Source organism: Collinsella sp. HCP28S3_E12 (assembly GCF_052065595.1).
In the GTDB taxonomy this organism is placed as follows: domain Bacteria; phylum Actinomycetota; class Coriobacteriia; order Coriobacteriales; family Coriobacteriaceae; genus Collinsella.
The window spans coordinates 47,108-63,118 of sequence record NZ_JBQHTS010000001.1; the positions used below are offsets into that span (position 1 = coordinate 47,108).

16 protein-coding genes and 1 tRNA gene are annotated in these 16,011 nt (G+C 61.9%); 10 read left to right on the forward strand and 7 right to left on the reverse strand.

The window, feature by feature from the left end; translation table 11 throughout:
- The first annotated feature begins 59 nt into the window (after window positions 1–59).
- From yfcE to ACTNBY_RS00230, 4 genes are all read left to right on the forward strand, one after another.
- Window positions 60–608, forward strand: coding sequence for a phosphodiesterase (yfcE, locus tag ACTNBY_RS00215; RefSeq protein WP_441062956.1), 549 nt, complete (start codon window positions 60–62; stop codon window positions 606–608).
- A gap of 2 nt (window positions 609–610) precedes the next feature.
- Window positions 611–1,471: a nucleoside triphosphate pyrophosphohydrolase gene (mazG, locus tag ACTNBY_RS00220; protein ID WP_441062957.1), complete on the forward strand. Its 861-nt coding sequence runs from the start codon at window positions 611–613 to the stop codon at window positions 1,469–1,471.
- Between the two features lie 168 nt (window positions 1,472–1,639).
- Window positions 1,640–2,401: a hypothetical protein gene (locus tag ACTNBY_RS00225; protein WP_441062958.1), complete on the forward strand. Its 762-nt coding sequence runs from the start codon at window positions 1,640–1,642 to the stop codon at window positions 2,399–2,401.
- 18 nt (window positions 2,402–2,419) lie between these two features.
- Window positions 2,420–3,421, forward strand: a complete 1,002-nt coding sequence (locus tag ACTNBY_RS00230) for a Ppx/GppA phosphatase family protein (RefSeq protein ID WP_441062959.1) — start codon at window positions 2,420–2,422, stop codon at window positions 3,419–3,421.
- Between the two features lie 149 nt (window positions 3,422–3,570).
- On the opposite strand, the gene ACTNBY_RS00235 is transcribed toward ACTNBY_RS00230, so the two are convergent.
- Window positions 3,571–3,655: transfer RNA gene (locus ACTNBY_RS00235), tRNA-Leu, on the reverse strand.
- Window positions 3,656–3,686: 31 nt separating this feature from the next.
- Window positions 3,687–4,310 carry a hypothetical protein gene (locus ACTNBY_RS00240; RefSeq protein WP_441062960.1) on the reverse strand — a complete coding sequence of 208 codons (624 nt, stop codon included), beginning with the start codon at window positions 4,308–4,310 and terminating at the stop codon, window positions 3,687–3,689.
- 163 nt (window positions 4,311–4,473) lie between these two features.
- Between ACTNBY_RS00240 and ACTNBY_RS00245 the strand changes: the two genes are divergently transcribed.
- Both ACTNBY_RS00245 and ACTNBY_RS00250 read left to right on the forward strand, forming a co-directional pair.
- The gene (locus ACTNBY_RS00245) at window positions 4,474–4,761 is read left to right on the forward strand and encodes a PTS sugar transporter subunit IIB (protein WP_055252380.1); all 288 of its coding nucleotides are present in this window, start codon (window positions 4,474–4,476) and stop codon (window positions 4,759–4,761) included.
- 11 nt (window positions 4,762–4,772) lie between these two features.
- The gene (locus ACTNBY_RS00250; RefSeq protein WP_427718886.1) at window positions 4,773–5,147 is read left to right on the forward strand and encodes a VOC family protein; all 375 of its coding nucleotides are present in this window, start codon (window positions 4,773–4,775) and stop codon (window positions 5,145–5,147) included.
- Between the two features lie 295 nt (window positions 5,148–5,442).
- Here ACTNBY_RS00250 and ACTNBY_RS00255 read toward each other — a convergent pair whose 3' ends face one another.
- Genes ACTNBY_RS00255 through ACTNBY_RS00265 form a run of 3 tightly spaced genes read right to left on the reverse strand, consistent with a single transcriptional unit; the run spans window position 5,443 to window position 8,065 of the window.
- Window positions 5,443–6,735 carry a sensor histidine kinase gene (locus tag ACTNBY_RS00255; protein WP_441062961.1) on the reverse strand — a complete coding sequence of 431 codons (1,293 nt, stop codon included), beginning with the start codon at window positions 6,733–6,735 and terminating at the stop codon, window positions 5,443–5,445.
- Entirely contained in the window at window positions 6,719–7,504 is a 786-nt protein-coding gene (locus ACTNBY_RS00260) for a response regulator transcription factor (protein ID WP_441062962.1), read from the reverse strand. The genes ACTNBY_RS00255 and ACTNBY_RS00260 overlap by 17 nt, the downstream gene beginning before the upstream one ends.
- 18 nt (window positions 7,505–7,522) lie before the next feature.
- Window positions 7,523–8,065 (reverse strand): DUF4342 domain-containing protein, encoded by a 543-nt coding sequence (locus ACTNBY_RS00265; protein ID WP_441062963.1) that lies wholly within the window; start codon window positions 8,063–8,065, stop codon window positions 7,523–7,525.
- 589 nt (window positions 8,066–8,654) lie between these two features.
- Here ACTNBY_RS00265 and ACTNBY_RS00270 point away from each other — a divergent pair.
- Together ACTNBY_RS00270 and ACTNBY_RS00275 are read left to right on the forward strand one after the other, a co-directional pair.
- Window positions 8,655–8,894 (forward strand): hypothetical protein, encoded by a 240-nt coding sequence (locus ACTNBY_RS00270; protein ID WP_427718894.1) that lies wholly within the window; start codon window positions 8,655–8,657, stop codon window positions 8,892–8,894.
- A gap of 85 nt (window positions 8,895–8,979) precedes the next feature.
- Window positions 8,980–9,705 carry a metallophosphoesterase gene (locus ACTNBY_RS00275; RefSeq protein ID WP_441062964.1) on the forward strand — a complete coding sequence of 242 codons (726 nt, stop codon included), beginning with the start codon at window positions 8,980–8,982 and terminating at the stop codon, window positions 9,703–9,705.
- A gap of 15 nt (window positions 9,706–9,720) precedes the next feature.
- On the opposite strand, the gene gluQRS is transcribed toward ACTNBY_RS00275, so the two are convergent.
- Window positions 9,721–10,731 carry a tRNA glutamyl-Q(34) synthetase GluQRS gene (gluQRS, locus tag ACTNBY_RS00280; protein WP_441062965.1) on the reverse strand — a complete coding sequence of 337 codons (1,011 nt, stop codon included), beginning with the start codon at window positions 10,729–10,731 and terminating at the stop codon, window positions 9,721–9,723.
- A gap of 514 nt (window positions 10,732–11,245) precedes the next feature.
- Here gluQRS and ACTNBY_RS00285 point away from each other — a divergent pair.
- Window positions 11,246–13,186 carry a DUF2207 family protein gene (locus tag ACTNBY_RS00285; RefSeq protein ID WP_441062966.1) on the forward strand — a complete coding sequence of 647 codons (1,941 nt, stop codon included), beginning with the start codon at window positions 11,246–11,248 and terminating at the stop codon, window positions 13,184–13,186.
- A 273-nt stretch (window positions 13,187–13,459) separates the two neighbouring features.
- On the opposite strand, the gene ACTNBY_RS00290 is transcribed toward ACTNBY_RS00285, so the two are convergent.
- Window positions 13,460–14,101: a GNAT family N-acetyltransferase gene (locus ACTNBY_RS00290; RefSeq protein WP_441016056.1), complete on the reverse strand. Its 642-nt coding sequence runs from the start codon at window positions 14,099–14,101 to the stop codon at window positions 13,460–13,462.
- A gap of 277 nt (window positions 14,102–14,378) precedes the next feature.
- Between ACTNBY_RS00290 and purH the strand changes: the two genes are divergently transcribed.
- Window positions 14,379–15,986, forward strand: a complete 1,608-nt coding sequence (gene purH / locus ACTNBY_RS00295) for a bifunctional phosphoribosylaminoimidazolecarboxamide formyltransferase/IMP cyclohydrolase (RefSeq protein ID WP_427794233.1) — start codon at window positions 14,379–14,381, stop codon at window positions 15,984–15,986.
- The last annotated feature ends 25 nt before the right edge of the window (window positions 15,987–16,011 follow it).

A 16,011-nucleotide genomic window follows, 5' to 3' on the forward strand; every position in this document is an offset into this window, starting at 1 on the left:
CGCGGCTGGTGGCGACATTCCGCGCCCGGCCACGTCAACCCCACCCCGAAAGGACCTCCATGAAATACCTCATCGCTTCTGACATCCACGGCTCGGCATATTGGACCGAGCGCTTCTGCGCCGCCATCGAAGCCGAGCAGCCCGACCGCATCGTCCTGCTGGGCGACCTGCTTTATCATGGTCCGCGCAACGACCTGCCGCGCGACTACGCTCCCAAGCGCGTGATTCCGCTGCTCAACGCCCTGGCCGACCGCATTATCGCGGTGCGCGGCAACTGCGACGCCGAGGTCGACCAGATGGTTCTCGACTTTCCCGTCATGGCCGACTACTCCGCACTGTTCGACGAGGTCGGCCGCGAGCTGTTCCTGACGCACGGCCACGTCTTTGGCGCCGGCATGCACAACAGCGTCGACCACGCGCCCGCGCTGCCCGAGGGCTCCGCGCTCGTCTACGGCCACACGCACGTCAAGGTCAACGAGGAAAGCACCGCACACCCGGGTCTGTGGCTCTTCAATCCCGGCAGCGTGAGCATCCCTAAGGACGGCACGCACAGCTATGGTATCTACGAGGGCGGCGCGTTCCGCCATGTGATCATGGAGGAGGACTAACCATGGCCGAGCACATGGCTCAGCAAAATGCCGAAGGTTCGCGCGACCTGTCCACGCTGGTCGATGCATCGGCCGAGTTACAACATCTGGTACAGACTATCTGGCGCCTGCGTCAGCCCGACGGCTGCCCGTGGGACCGCGAGCAGACGCACCAGAGCATTGGCAAGAACATGATCGAGGAGGCCTACGAGGCGCTCGACTGCATCGAGGCGGATGACGCGGCCCATCTTCGCGAGGAGCTGGGCGATGTGCTCATGCAAGTCGTGCTGCATGCGCAGATCGCGGCGGACGCCGGCGAGTTTACGCTGGCCGACGTGGCGCGCGATATCGACGCCAAGCTCATTCGCCGCCATCCGCACGTGTTTGGCGATGTGGATGCCGGCAGCTCCGACGAGGTGCTCAAGATTTGGGACGAGGTCAAACTTGCCGAGAAGGCCGCCAAGGACCAGGCCGTGGCGGCGGGCGATGCTGCGCCCGAGGGCCTGCTCGACGGCGTGCCCACGCATCTGCCGGCGCTGATGCAGGCTCAGAAGGTTTCGCGCAAGGCGGCTGCCGTGGGCTTTGAGTGGGAGACCGTCCAAGATGTGTGGGACGAGGTCGCCGAGGAACGTGCCGAGTTTGAGGCCGAGGAGCCCGGAACACCCGAGCGCGAGATGGAGTTTGGCGACCTGCTCTTTGCCCTGGTCAACGTTGCGCGCAAGGAGGGCATCGACGCCGAGAGTGCCCTTCGTGCCAGCACGGCCAAGTTCCGCCGCCGTTGGGCCGCAATGGAGCAGATGGCGGCCGATGCCCATGTTGATCTTGCCGAGCTTTCGACCCACGGGCTCAACGACCTGTGGGATGCCGCAAAGGCAGAGGAGTAGGACACGGTGTTGGTCGGCGGGGCGTAAGGGCGGCGCCCCGTCGACTTGCCCGTTGGCGACCACGCGCGCTCGAGTAATGGATTTGTCCTACGGCTCGTCCGGCTGGTCCGCCCGCGTGCTATAACTAAAGGACTTAGCGCAAACAAACCTCAACCGCACAAGGCGCACATGGATCAGATTTACGACAACAGGCACTATTCCGCCGGTTCGCGCGAACCGTCACCTCGCCGTGCGCATTCGGTGCAGCTTGGCGGGTCTGGTTATCCTGGCGCTGATCGCTCCAGGTATAGCTCGCCGGCGACTTCGCATCCCAATGCTCAGCCAAATAGTTCCTCGGACAGTCCGGTGTGCCCATCGCGTTCCAAGCATGCGTCGCGGCCTTCGACCCAGGCGTCCGACAAGCCGCGCCGTCCCTCAAGCCGTCTTTCGGGCTCGGACTTTATGCACTACGCCAACGATAACGCGGTGGTCAAGGCAATCTATGATTTTACCCACGGTCCCCAGCGAGGGCTGTTTGTTGGCATTGTCGTCGCCCTGGCGCTCGTGAGCCTGTACTTCCCCGTGCGCGACCTGTATGTGGCAAAACGCTCAAGCGACATCTTGGCCAAGCAGGTCGAGATTCGCGAGCAATATAATGACGACCTGCAAAAAAGCGTCGACAAGCTGCTCTCGGAGGAGGGCATTAAGGACGCGGCGACCGAGGACCTGGGTCTGGTGATGCCCGGCGAGAAGAGGATTGAAGTGCAGGGCCTGGACGACGATTCCGATACCTCGTCGAGCCAGAAGTCGTCGAACGCCAAGAAGGCCAGCGAAGTTGCCAAGGAAATCGAAGAGGTCGGCAAGGACGCGCCGTGGTACATCCAGACGCTCGACATGCTGTTTGGATTTAACGGCGTCGAGGGCCAGGCAGTCGTGTCCAATGGCGAGTAGCGCCCGGAGGGGGCCGCAATGACGAATTGCAAACGATATAAGGTGGCGGCGATTGACCTGGGAACGGTGTCGTCGCGACTGGTGCTGGCCCAGGTCGAGGACGGGGCGATCGTGGAATCGTCCAAGCATACCGAGATTACCGACTTGGGCGAGGGCGTGGACGCAACGGGGCGCTTTTGCGAGGCGGCCGTTGGGCGCGTGCTCGCTGCGTGCCGAATGTTTGTGGACGAGGCCCGTGCCTTTGGGGCCGCGTGCATCTGCACCACGTGCACGAGCGCCGCGCGCGATGCGTCCAATGCCGCGCTGCTGCTGGACGGCCTGCGCGAGCTGGGGCTCGAGCCGCAGGTGATTCCGGGCGAGGTCGAGGCGCGCCTGACGTTTTTTGGCGTGGCGCACGACTTTGCTGGCGAGCGCATCATTGTTGCCGATTCGGGTGGCGGATCCACGGAGCTCGCGACGGGCGTCTATGCGCCGGAGCGTGGGGTCTTTGCGCTGGAGGGAACGCGTTCGCTGGACATCGGCTGTCGCCGCGTGACGGAGCGGTTTTTCTCGGCGCTGCCGCCAACGGGCAGCGAGCTTGCCGCCGCTGGCGCGTGGGCAAACGAGCAGTTTGCGGGCTACTTTAAGAGCTTGCCTATCGACTTTGAGCGAGCCGAGCGCCTGGTCGCGGTGGGTGGCACCGTCACCACGCTCGTTGCGCTCGTTCACGAGCTGGAGCCGTATGATTCGAGTTTTGTGCACCTGCGCGAGCTTTCGCTGGACCAGGTTTCGGCCGCTATCGAGCGCATGTCCTCGCTGGATGTCGCGGGCATCGCCGCGTTGCCAGGCGTGCAACCCAAGCGTGCGGGCGTGATCCTGGCTGGTGCTGTGGTGATTCGCGAGCTCATGCGAGCCGGCGGCTACGACGCGCTCACTGTAAGCGAGAACAGCCTGCTCGCCGGAATGGCCGTCACCATCAACGAGGTTCTCGACGGCGCGACCCCCACCATCGCCTGGACCCCCAGCCTCAGCGTCCTTTAACCATCCCCTCATAAGTTGCGGTGAAATAGTTCCTAAATGGGCTGATAAACTGCCAAAACAGGAACTATTCCACCGCAACTTAGAGGCTTGACGGTGTCCAAAAGAAACGAGCCCGCATTTCAAAGGGACACGGGCTCGTAAACAATACGTGGTAGGGGCGGTGGGACTCGAACCCACAATCCTTGCGGCGAGAGATTTTAAGTCTCCTGCGTATGCCAATTCCGCCACGCCCCCGTAAGACTAGAAGTCTAGCACAAGCCGTCCGTTACGCGTTGACGGCCATCGAGTGTTGGCCCGACTTCTCGAGGAACTCTTGGAACTTTGCCTCGTCGCCCTTGTTTTGGTACTGCAGGGCCAGCAGGTACTCCAGTCGGCAGCGCTTGACCGGGTCGTTGCCGACATCCTCGAGCATGCGCTCCAGCTCGGGAATGTCGTTGTGGCGCTTGAGGATCATCGTGTCGTACATCAGCTGGCATTCGTGCGCGACTGCCTCGGCTTGGCCACCCTCAAAGCCCTTGATCTCGCGCAGCAGCTCCTTGGACTTTTTGCGGTCCTCCTGGCCAACGTAGTAGTTAAAGGCCTTGATCACCAGATCGACGCGCTGCATCTTGGGCAGGTTGAGCCCCAGCAGCAGGTCAAACATCTCGTCGGCGCGCTCGTGGTCCTCGCGCAGCAGATAAGAGTTCAGGCGCAGGTAGTCGCGGTTGTAGCGCGGGTACAGCATGCTGGTGAGTTTGCCGTCGAGCAAACGATCGAACTCGTCCCACTGTTTGGCGGCCATGAGCCGCTGCAGGCGTTTAAACGTGGTGCGTTTTTTGATGCTAAAGAGCAGCGACACGGCGATACAGATGACAACGACGACGGTCCAGAGTGTGCGGGAATCGGGCATATTGAGCTCCTCGGTCGCTCGTAAAACAAGCGGTATGACAAAACGTACTAGATGTATTATACGCAGCGTGCAAGCAAACTGGCACAAAAGTGCATCGAGGCCGAGCGCCATCGCTCGCTGCGGTACACTTACCTAAAGTAAACCATGAAGGGAGACATTACCTATGAAGAAGATCGTTTTGGCTTGCGGTGCTGGCGCTGCTACTTCCACGCTCGTTGCCCAGAAGGTCGCCACCATGCTCGACGCCAACGGTTACGCCGGCAAGTATGAGATCGTGCAGTGCGCCATTTCCGAGGCCAAGGACGCTTGCGACGAGGGCGCCGACCTGCTGATCGCTACCACCGTTGCCCCCGAGGGCCTCACCTGCCCGTACGTGAGCGGCGTGCCCTTTATGACCGGCATGAACCGCGTCGCTGCCGAGAAGGCCGTTCTCGACGTCATGGCTCAGTAGACGCTGCCTGTATGAACGAGCAGAACGCCAACCCGGTCGAGCTCTTTGGCATGCGCGTTGCCCATGTGGGCATTAACGCCACCGACCCGGCAGACGCCCTGGAGATCGCGGAGCTGTTCTCGACGATGATGGGCCTGCCCGTCAGCGAGACCCCGATTTCGTACTTTAACGACTCGCTGGTCGAGATCATGAAGCAGAACGGTCGTGGCGCCAAGGGCCACATAGGCTTTGCCGTCAACGACATCGATGCTGCCGAGAAGTGGTTTGCCGAGCACGGGCTCGAGGTCAACGAGGAGTCGCGCGTGCTGCTGCCCGACGGCGGCACCAAGCTTGTGTACTTTAAGCGCGAGTTCGCCGGCTTCGCCGTGCACCTGTGTCGCGAGTAGAGCGCAAGCTGCTATAACGAAAAAAAGGGATAGGGCCGCATGGCCCTATCCCTTTTTTATGCCGAGGGGTCGACCTTTTGAGGGGACATGAAATCGGGGTCTAATACTTTTCCCGAGAAGTGAACGAGCAGAATTGGACCCCCGAAGCATCGACACTTTGAGGGTACCGTTTCCTGCGGTTTTGATGCTGGAATCCTGCGATTATCCCGTCGAAAAATGTGGATGCTTCAGGGGTCCAAATACGCTCGTTCACTTCTCTGGAAAAGTATTAGACCTCGATTCACGAGGGGGCTTCCTACCGTGGCAGGCGAATCGTAAAGCGGCTGCCGACGCCCTCGACCGAGGTCACGCCAATGGCGCCGCCATGGCTATCGACAATCCACTTAGCAATGGCAAGCCCCAGGCCCGAGCCCTGCGCGCCGGCATCGCGTGCGTTGTCGGCGCGGTAGAACCGTTCAAACGCGTGAGCTGCGGACTCCTGGTTCATGCCGATACCCTCGTCCTCAACACTTATGTCGATCGCGCCCGTGCCTGTATCGGGAGTTATGGCAAACGTGACGGTCGTTCCCGCGTTCGAATACTTGGCGGCGTTCTGCACGATCACGCGCAGAGCCTGCTTCACAAGCGCCACGTCGACAGGTGCGTCGCAGCGCGGATCGTTGGCAAATGCAGCGTCAAAAGCCAGCCGATACGTGTGCGCGGCGTCGATCATCTGCGATTCCTCGCACACCTCGCCGACCAGTGCGGCCAGGTTGGTATGCGCACGCCGCAGGACCGTGCGCCCGGCATCGCCGCGTGCCAAAAACAGCAGCTGCTCCACGAGCTCCTGCATATGCTCGCTTTCGGCCTTGAGGGACGCGATGGATTCCGCCAGCACGTCCGGGTCGTCTTTGCCCCAGCGGTCGAGCATGTTTACGTAGCCCTGAATCACCGCGATGGGCGTGCGCAGCTCGTGGCTTGCATCGTTGACAAAGCGCATCTGCTGCAGCTTGGCCTCTTGCATCTGGCGCAGCAGCCGGTTGAGCGCGACCTCGATGCTTGCCAGGTCGGCGTCGCCGGTGGTGACGCTCGGCGAGTCGACGCTTGCACGCTCGATGGCCTGTTCCAGCGTTTCCATTTTGCCGCCGGAGAGTTGCATGCGGCCGAGTTCGTCCACGCGCAGGGCCAAGTCGTTGAGCGGTGCCATGGTGCGACGCACGTGCCTCGCGCCGCCGAGCATGTTGAGCACGCTGATGACCTGCCAACCCACAACGACAAGGTAGAGAGGCCATAGCGCGACGAGGTCCTGCGCGAGAGGGAAAGTCTTGGTGGTAGCAAGTTCGACGGTATAGGTGAGCGTTGTCAGGTCCCAGTCGCGCGCGGGCTTCAGCGACATGCCGTGAACGGCGGCGCTGGGGATCCATCCTGCGGTAAACGCACCGTCGGGCAGCGTCTGGTTGTATCCATAGACGAGGATCGCCGCCGCAATCACCATCAGCAGCAGATCGAGCCAGACGTAGCTCATCAGGCGGCGCCATATATAGCTCCAGTTGATGGCGCGGGCGATGGAGGTGACACGCTTGGCCTCGGCGTTACGCACGGCAGACATAGCCCACCCCGCGCACGGTCTGGATGATGCGGGCGCCGCCGGCGTCCTCGATCTTGGCACGCAGGTGCGCGATGTGCACGTCGACGTTGTTGGTGTCGCCCACGTATTCGTAGCCCAGCGCCTCGTGCGCGATGCGCTCGCGTGTGAGCACGGTTTCGGCATGTGCCATAAGCAGGGCGAGAACGTCGAACTCGCGGGCCGTGAGCGCGATGGGCGAGCCGCCGACCGTGACTTCGCGGCGGTCGGGGTCGAGCACGACCGAGCCCACGGTGAGCGCGGCGGGGGAGGGCGCGACGGAAGCCTTGGTCGACTCGCTGACCGGGGGCACCGCAGCGGCGTCGCCGCCCGCGCCGCCCGCCATGCCCGCCCCAGCGCCGGCGCCGCCAACGCCCGAAGCCGCCCGCACGGCCTCCGCGCGCTTCAGCGCCACGCGAATCCGTGCGAACAGCTCCTCAATCGCAAACGGCTTGGTCAGGTAATCGTCGGCACCGGCATCGAGGCCGGCCACCTTGTCCATCACGGCATCGCGCGCGGTAACCATAATCACCGGCACATCCTTGTGCTTGCGGACACGCCGCAGGACCTCCATGCCGTTGAGCTGTGGCAACAGCACATCGAGCAGAATCAGATCGTAGTCGCGCTCCAGTGCCAAGTCCACGGCGGTGCGGCCGTCGGCGGCGTGCTCCACCTGGTAGCCCTCGTGCTCCAGCTCGAGCGTCACAAAGCGGGCGATTTTCTCCTCGTCCTCTACGATCAGGATCCGTGCCATGCGTGCCCCCGTCTGCGATTACTTGTCGTCGTTCAGGTTTTGCCTGATGTCGTCCGCGGCGTCGGCGGCGTGATTCATAAGGTTGTTGATGCTGCCGGGCACGTCGCCGTCGCTATCGATGCGGTAGCGCATGCCAAAGAATAGGCCAATCAGCATGAGCCATATCGTGGCGCCCCAGGCAAACAGGGCGACGATGGGGATCAGGATGGGGATGTTGAGGATGATGGCGTCGCGGCGCGTGGCGATAAACTTGGTGTCCAGGCTCAGGCGGAAGAGCTTTTTGAGGTACTCCCACACGCTGTCCATCTTCTTGGAGAAGTCGGTTTTTTCGCTCGACTTTTCGTAGGCGGCCTGCGCGGCGACCATCTCGGCCGAGGGCTCGTTGACCGGCGCGGACTCGGTGGCGGCGTGCGCCGACGTGGTCTGGGTCTTGCCCTGCGACTCGAGCCAAATGATAGCATCCAGGACGTTGCCGTCGGCGGCGTCGAGCGCGGCCTTGGCATCGGTGTAGCTCACGTTGCACTTGGTGCGGATGGTTTCAACTTTTTCGAGGTCGTCCATGACCTGTCCTTTCGTTCGATGGGCGCGACGCCGGGCGATCTGCCCGGGCGCGAGCGTTGCGTTCGGCGGCCTGCGTTGCGCGGCGCCGCCCCGCCCTTGGTCGAACTCTATAGTGCAGGTTATAGATTAAGCGATTCTTGAGCCAAGATTAATGTTGGATGAGTTTTTGGGTGGTGTGGGGGAGGAGCGGAATGTGTCTATTGGGTTGCGCGGGGGAGAAACGACTCGCCTTTTGGACTGCTGCCGACGAGGTCTAATACTTTTCCGAGAAGTGAACGAGCTAAAACGGACCCCCGAAGCATCGACACTTTAGAGGTGCCGTTTCCTGCGGTTTCGGTGCTGGAATCCTGCGATTTTGTCGACGAAAGATGTGGATGCTTCAGGGGTCCAAAAACAGACGTTCACTTCGCGGAAAAGTATTAGACCTCGATAGCGGAGGATGGGGTGCCGGTGCAAAACGGCGTTAAGGGTTGGTCGAGCAGGCGGTTTCTCCATTGATGTCCGCACGGCATGTGACACTTACCCTGCCGCCCTGCTCTGCCGCGGCGGCATGTACCCAAACAACGGCCCTCTAAGGAGTCCGATATTGATGAGTGATAACACCAAGCATCTCGCAAAGAAGTGCGTCAAGGACGCGGGGCCGTGCCTCGCGCTGTGCGTGGTCGGCGCAGCGGTCGCGCTGTTGGCTGTTCTGGGACCATTCGACGTGCTCCGAAGTGCCGGTTCTCTGCACGTTTGCATGGCCCTTGCCGGCGCTATGATGACCGGCGGCGTGCTCGATCTGATTTTTTGGGTGCTTGATCCGTTTGGATGGAAGAACGAGGGGTAAGCCCTAAGGGATGGAAGGGCTGGAACGGTTGGCTTACTGATCGTGCAGAATGTGGACTAGCTACTTACGGGGAAGTGGTAATCCGATGACGGTCTATGTGACGGGCGATATTCACGGCGGCCTCGACATGCAAAAGCTGCGCGACTGGGATCTTGGGGATAGCCTGACGAGCGAAGACTATCTGCTTGTCGCCGGCGACTTTGGCTTTCCGTGGGATTTCTCTGCCGAGGAATGCGCCGACATCGCCTGGCTGGAGTCGCGCCCCTATACCGTGCTGTTTGTCGACGGCAATCACGAGCGTTTCGATCACTGGGCGGAGCGTCCCATGGAGCTGTGGCACGGTGGGCTAACGCAACGCCTGTCGGATACCTCTCCCATACGGCGCCTGACGCGCGGCGAGGTTTTTGAGCTCGACGGCTCAACGATCTTTACCATGGGCGGCGCTACGAGCGTGGATAAGGAATACCGCATTCCCTATTCCAGCTGGTGGCCACAGGAGCTGCCGGACGAGCGCAACTTTGAGGAGGCGCGGACAAAGCTCGACAGCGTGGGCTGGAAGGTTGACTACGTGGTCACCCATACCTGCTCTACGCGCATGCTTTCGCCCACGCTCTATCCTGCGCCCGGCTGGAATTGCCCCGACGTCGACCGACTTACAGCATTTTTCGATGAGCTGGAAGACCGCTTGGCCTACAAGCGCTGGTACTACGGGCATTTTCATCGGGATGCCAACCCTGCCGAGCGCCATACCGTGCTCTACGACTGCATCGTTCGCTTGGGCGACGAACTCCAGCCCTGGGACGTTGCGTAGGGGCGAGGTATTTGGCTACTCGGCCGTTACGGTGATGTTCTCGCGGTGCGCGCGGATGACATTCCAGCTAAAGTGCTCGACCAACTGCTCGGCAGAGCGCGACGTGGTGTCCGGCGCGATGCCCGTTTGCCCGGCGAGCCATCCCAGCAGTGCCTCGGGCGTGCCAAAGTGTGCGCGTAGCTCGCCCAGGTCCAGATCGCGGTCGCGCTTGGAAAGGCGGCGGCCGTCCGGCGACATGAGCAGCGGAATGTGCGCGTAGTGCGGCGTGGGAAGTCCTAGCAGATGCTGCAGGTAGATTTGGCGGGGCGTGGAACCAAGCAGGTCACATCCGCGCACGACCTCGGTGACGCCCATGGCAGCGTCGTCGACCACCACGGCTAGCTGGTAGGCAAAAACGCCGTCGCTGCGGCGCACCAAAAAGTCGCCGCACTCGGTGGCGAGTGCCTCGCATTGGGCTCCGTACGTGCGGTCAACGAATTCGATCACGTCGCCGGCGAGGTCGTCGACGGCGGGCACGCGCAGGCGCGTGGCGGGAGCGCGCAGGGCACTGCGGCGGGCAACCTCCTCGGCAGAAAGGCCTCGGCAGGCGCCGCGGTAGATGGGCGTGCCGTCGCTGGCATGCGGCGCGCTCGCGGTGTGGAGCTCGGCGCGCGTGCAAAAGCAGGGATAGGTGAGGCCGGCGTCTTGCAGCTGGTGCAGGGCGTCCTCGTACAAGTCCAGGCGATCGTGCTGGTAGTAGGGGCCTTCGTCCCACTCAAGCCCCAGCCAAGCTAGGTCATCAATCAATTGGGCGGCAAGTTCCGGGCGCTTGCAGCGATCGTCCAGGTCCTCGATGCGCAACACGATGCTGCCGCCCTGGCTGCGGGCCGAAAGCCACGAGCACAGGCAGCTGAACACGTTGCCCAGGTGCATGCGGCCCGAGGGCGACGGGGCAAAGCGGCCTACGACAGGTACGGGAACGGAGGCGGGCGGCGTTGTTGGTGCGTTCGCGGCGGGCGTTGCTATGTTGCGTGCGTTGATATCCATGCGGACGAGTATAGCGCGGGGCGCGATGGGGAGGCGTCACTGTGGTCCGCAAGTTGTCGAGGCCCCGCATTGCGTATGGTGGGCCGCAGGCTCGGTGCTTTGATTCCTGTCGATCAACTCAGTACCTTAGACAACAGAAACCCCGGCAGCTCTTCGCAACTGCCGGGGTTTCCGCGGAAAAGGGGGACATGATCCTCGAGCGAACGGCAAAGGGGCAAACCGGTTTCGCTCAACTGCTTTATGCCCCTCGGCTGGCGGCTCAATCAGCGCGTGCCGCGCCCACACAAAGCTGCTACACCTGTGACGGAGCTGTGAAGTGGTATCTATTGCTGGCGCGGGCCATGCCAAGGGCGTCCCTCATGACTAGTCATTTAAGAACGTCCCCAATGACTAGCTGCTGGCGGCAGGCATGTCTTTCATCCCGTTTGGCGCTCCGGTCGCCTAGATGTTCGTCATGTGTACCCGCAAACGTGGGACAATGGCGCTGTTGGTTTTACAGACAAAGGATGTGCCTATGAACGCCCCCGTTGCCAATGCTTGTCGGCAGCGCTGCCTGCTTGCGCGATTTGCTTCCATTTGCGCACTCGTCGCGTGCGTGCTGCTGCTGTTGCCCGCCGTTGCACGTGCCGACGGGTATTCCATGACCCAAACCTATATCGGTGCCACGGTTGAGGCCGATGGATCGCTGACCGTTGTCGAGGGGCGCCAGTTTGATTTCGACGACGACATCAACGGCGTGTATTGGGATATCAATACGGGCACCAACCAACAGGGTGGTACGGCGGGTGTCGATGTGCTGAGCGTCGAGGAAGATGATGCCGCGTTTAGCAGGGTTGACTATGCAAACAAAGGCGACAACGGCGTCTATACGGTTGAGCAGTCCGACGGCGGCGTAAAGATCAAGGTGTTCAGCCCCCACGAGAGCGGCGACAGCGCGATCTATTACGTGAGCTACACCATGACCGGTGCGGTTATGAACTGGTCCGATACCGCCGAGCTCTACTGGAAGTTTGTGGATGACGGCTGGTCTGCGGACTCCGATGACGTCGAGATGGAAGTTTACTTCGCAAATGCCGCTGCCGGAACGGCGGCCGTCAAGGGCGATAACTTCCGTGCATGGGGCCACGGTCCGCTCACGGGCGACGTGTCGCTCGACGCGGACGAGCCCATGGTCACCTATACCATACCCTGCGTGCATCAGGGCGAATTCGCCGAGGCGCGCATCGCCTTCCCCAGCGATTGGGTGCCGCAGCTCGCCGCCTCGGGCAAGGAACGCATGTCGACAATTCTGAGCGAGGAGAAGGCGTGGGCCGAGGAGGCCAACGCCCGCCGCGCTCACGCCCGCATGATCGCCAATGCACTTGCCGTGGTTAGCGTTGTCGCGGCGGTTGCCTTTACCGGCACAATCGTCGTGCTCAAGTTGCGCAAGCGCAAGCCCAAACCGCTGTTCCAGGACGAATACTTCCGCGACGTGCCCTCGGCCGACCATCCCGCCGTGCTTTCGGCCCTCATGAGCTGGAACGAGGTGCCCGATCAGGCATATATCGCCACACTCATGAAGCTCACCGACGATCGCGTGATCAAGTTAGAGGAGGCAATCGCGACCAAGGGCAAGAAGGGCCTGCTCCGTCGCGAAAAAGAGGAGCAGACGTATCGTGTGACGGTGAGTGATGCGGGCTGGAAGTCGGCCAAGGGCATTGACCGCATGGTGCTCAAGGTCTTCTTTGCCGGTGCTAAGCCCGACGAGAACGGCGATCGCTCGCGCACGTTTGACGAGCTGCAACACTATGTTAAGCAGCACGCTACGCCCGTGGGCGACAAGCTCAAGGACTATCAGAGCACCGTTAAGGGCAAACTGGCCGATAGCGAGTACGTTGCCTCGGACGGCATTGTCGCAATGGTGTTTTGCCTGGTTCTTGGTACTCTGATCGCCTTTGTTCCCGTGGGATCCATCTTCTTTACCGACGGCGCACAGGTGAACATTGTCGCCGCGGTTATCTCGGTGCCGATTGTGCTGGTGGGTATTGGCGTGGGCCTTACGTTCCGCCGCCTTACGCCGGAGGGCGCCGAGGTGGCGGCTCGCTGCAAGGCGCTCAAGCATTGGCTCGAGGACTTCACGCGTCTAAAGGAAGCCGTCCCCGGCGATCTGGTGCTGTGGAATAAACTTCTGGTGATGGGTGCGGCGCTGGGCGTTTCCAAGGAAGTTCTGCGTCAGCTTGCCGAGGCCGTGCCGCCCGAGGTGCGCGAGGCCGACGGCTTCTACGACAATTACCCCTGCTACTGGTGGTACTACCATCACTACGGAAACCAGTCTCCGCTCGATTCGTTCGATGGCGTGTATCACGAGAGCATCCGTGAGCTGGCTTCGAGTTCCGATAGCTCGAGCGGCGGCGGTGGTGGCTTCTCGGGCGGCGGGGGCGGCGGCGTCGGCGGAGGCGGCGGCGGAACGTTCTAGCGGTCCTAAATTATGGGATGGGCTTTTCTCGGCAGCCGTCGGGGAAAGCCCATCCCCTTTTTATGCACCAAAATGCGCCGATCTTTTACTTTTGCCCACCGCTATTTGCAGACTCCTCTATAGGGTGATGCCAGCGAGGGTTTCGGCGACTCTTTTGTTCAAGACTGTCCCCGGCGACTAGTCATTTAAGAACGTCCCCAACGACTAGGTGTGGTTGCTGCCAAGGAGTGTCCCGGGGTGCCGGCACAAAGGGGACGTCCCTAACTGCCGGTTTTAGGCTGTTAGGTCGAGTTCGTAGAGGAAGCTTTCGCGCGGCATGTCGTGGCGGCGCTCTTCGCGGCTGGCGTGGTGCGTGGCCGTGCGCTTAAAGCCGTGCAGCTCGTAGAACTTCCACGAGCAGTTGGAGTCGGTATACAGGTGCGCTCTCGACGCTCCGCGCGAGGACAGGTGCGAGACCGCGGCATCGAGCAGAACCGAGCCAACGCCCAGGCCGTGGACATCGCGATCCACGGCAAGCAACGTGACCTCGTTGTCATGCGGCAGCGGGCTGCTCTCGAGCAGACGGTTGTTGGTCCGAATGGTGGCGCGCACAAACGAGAGATACTCGGCACAGGCATCGGGCTCCAGCTCACGCATCTGCGACAGCAATGCGCGTTCGGTATCCATCCAATGCTCCTTAACGGTGGCGCCGCTGCTTTGCCCCGCACGTGCGAGTGCAATGCCGCGCGCCTGGCCGTCGATTACGGCGACCTGCGAAAACGTCGAGGAAGAAAGGCAATAGGCAAGATCGCACGCGGCCTCAAGGCGGTTGTACTCTTCGTTATCCGAATTGTTATGCCAAAGCTGCTGCAAGATCAGCGCGATGGCGTCGAAGTCTTCGGTATCAAACGGTCGGTAGAGAACCCGCGAGACCATAGTGCCTCTTTCTATTGCGGATGCATATCGAGCACAGTTCTACCACGCCATTGGCATCTAATTATGGTGCCCCTGTGTTCCATCAACTCACCGTGCCCAGTGGCGCTCCTGCAACCCCCGCTCGCAAGCTTTTTCTGCACATGCGCCCGTTACGGGGTGCATCGATGCGCTCGATGCGCTACATTGAATCAGTATTTTCAATGCCGCTGCGCGAGCGCTGCAGATCGACGTATCACCGACTCACAGAGCACGGCGGCGTACCAGACAGGAGGACTGCATGGGATCTGATGTGAAGATCGCACGCGCGTTGATCTCGGTTACCGATAAGACGGGCGTCGTCGATTTCGCACGGACGCTGGTTGACGACTTTGGCGTCGAGATCATCTCTACGGGCGGCACGGCTCGTGCCATCGAGGACGCGGGCGTTCCCGTAACCCCCATCGAGGAGTTCACGGGCTATCCCGAGATGATGGACGGCCGCGTCAAGACGCTGCACCCCAAGGTTCATGGTGCACTGCTGGCTCGCCGCGATTCCGAGCAGCACATGCAGGAGGCAGCTCAGCACGGCATTAAGCTGATCGACCTGGTCGTCGTCAACCTGTACGAGTTCGAGAAGACCGTCGCCAACCCCGAGGTCACCTTCGCGGATGCCATCGAGCACATCGATATCGGTGGCCCCTCCATGCTTCGCTCTGCCGCCAAGAACGCCGCGAGCGTTACCGTCATCTCCGACCCGGCCGACTATGATGCCGTCCTGGCCGAGATGCGCGAGACCGGTGGCTGCACCACGCTTTCCACCCGTCGTCGCCTGCAGGTGAAGGTCTACCAGACCACCGCCGCCTACGACACGGCTATCTCCCGTTGGCTTGCTGCCCAGGCAAGCGACGTGGCGGACACCTCTGCCAAACTCGAGGTCTCGCTGGAGAAGGTCGACGACCTGCGCTATGGCGAGAATCCTCAGCAGAAGGCTACGGTCTACCGCTTTGCCGATGGCTGCGAGAACTCCGCGAGCTCGCAGTTCCCGCTCGTGGGCTCCGAGCAGATTCAGGGCAAGCCGCTCAGCTACAACAACTATTTGGACGCCGATGCCGCTTGGAACCTGGTTCGCGAGTTCGACGAGCCTGCCTGCGTGATCCTCAAGCATCAGAACCCCTGCGGCTCCGCCGTTGCCGAGGACATCACGGCTGCCTACGACCGCGCCTTTGCCTGCGATCCCAAGAGCGCTTTCGGCGGCATCATCGCCTGCAACCGCGAGGTTCCCTTTGAGCTGGTTGAGCACTTTGCCGATCAGAACAAGCAGTTCGTCGAGGTCATCATCGCCCCGAGCTACACCGCCGAGGCGCTCGAGCGCATGGCCAAGCGCCCCAACCTGCGCGTGCTGGCTACCGGCGGCGTGGACCACGGCGCCAAGGTGGAGCTGCGCTCCATCGACGGCGGCATGCTGGTGCAGGAGGTCGACCACGTGATCGAGGATCCCGCGACCTTTACGTTCCCCACCGACCGCAAGCCCACCGATGCCGAGATGGCCGAGCTTGAGTTTGCCTGGAAGGTCTGCAAGGGCGTCAAGTCCAACGCCATCCTGGTCTCCAAGGGTAAGGCCGGCATTGGCATGGGCCCGGGCCAGCCCAACCGCGTTGACTCCGCACTGCTTGCCTGCGAGCGCGCCGAGGACTTCTGCGAGCGCGAGGGCGTGGAGAAGGGCGGCTTTGCCTGCGCAAGCGACGCGTTCTTCCCGTTCCGCGACAACGTCGACGTGCTTGCTGAGCACGGCGTGACCTGCATCATCCAGCCCGGCGGCTCCAAGCGCGACGACGAGAGCATCCAGGCCTGCAACGAGCATGGCATCGCAATGGTCTTCACGGGCGCCCGCCACTTCCGCCACTAATGATCGTTACGCGGTTTTACCAAAC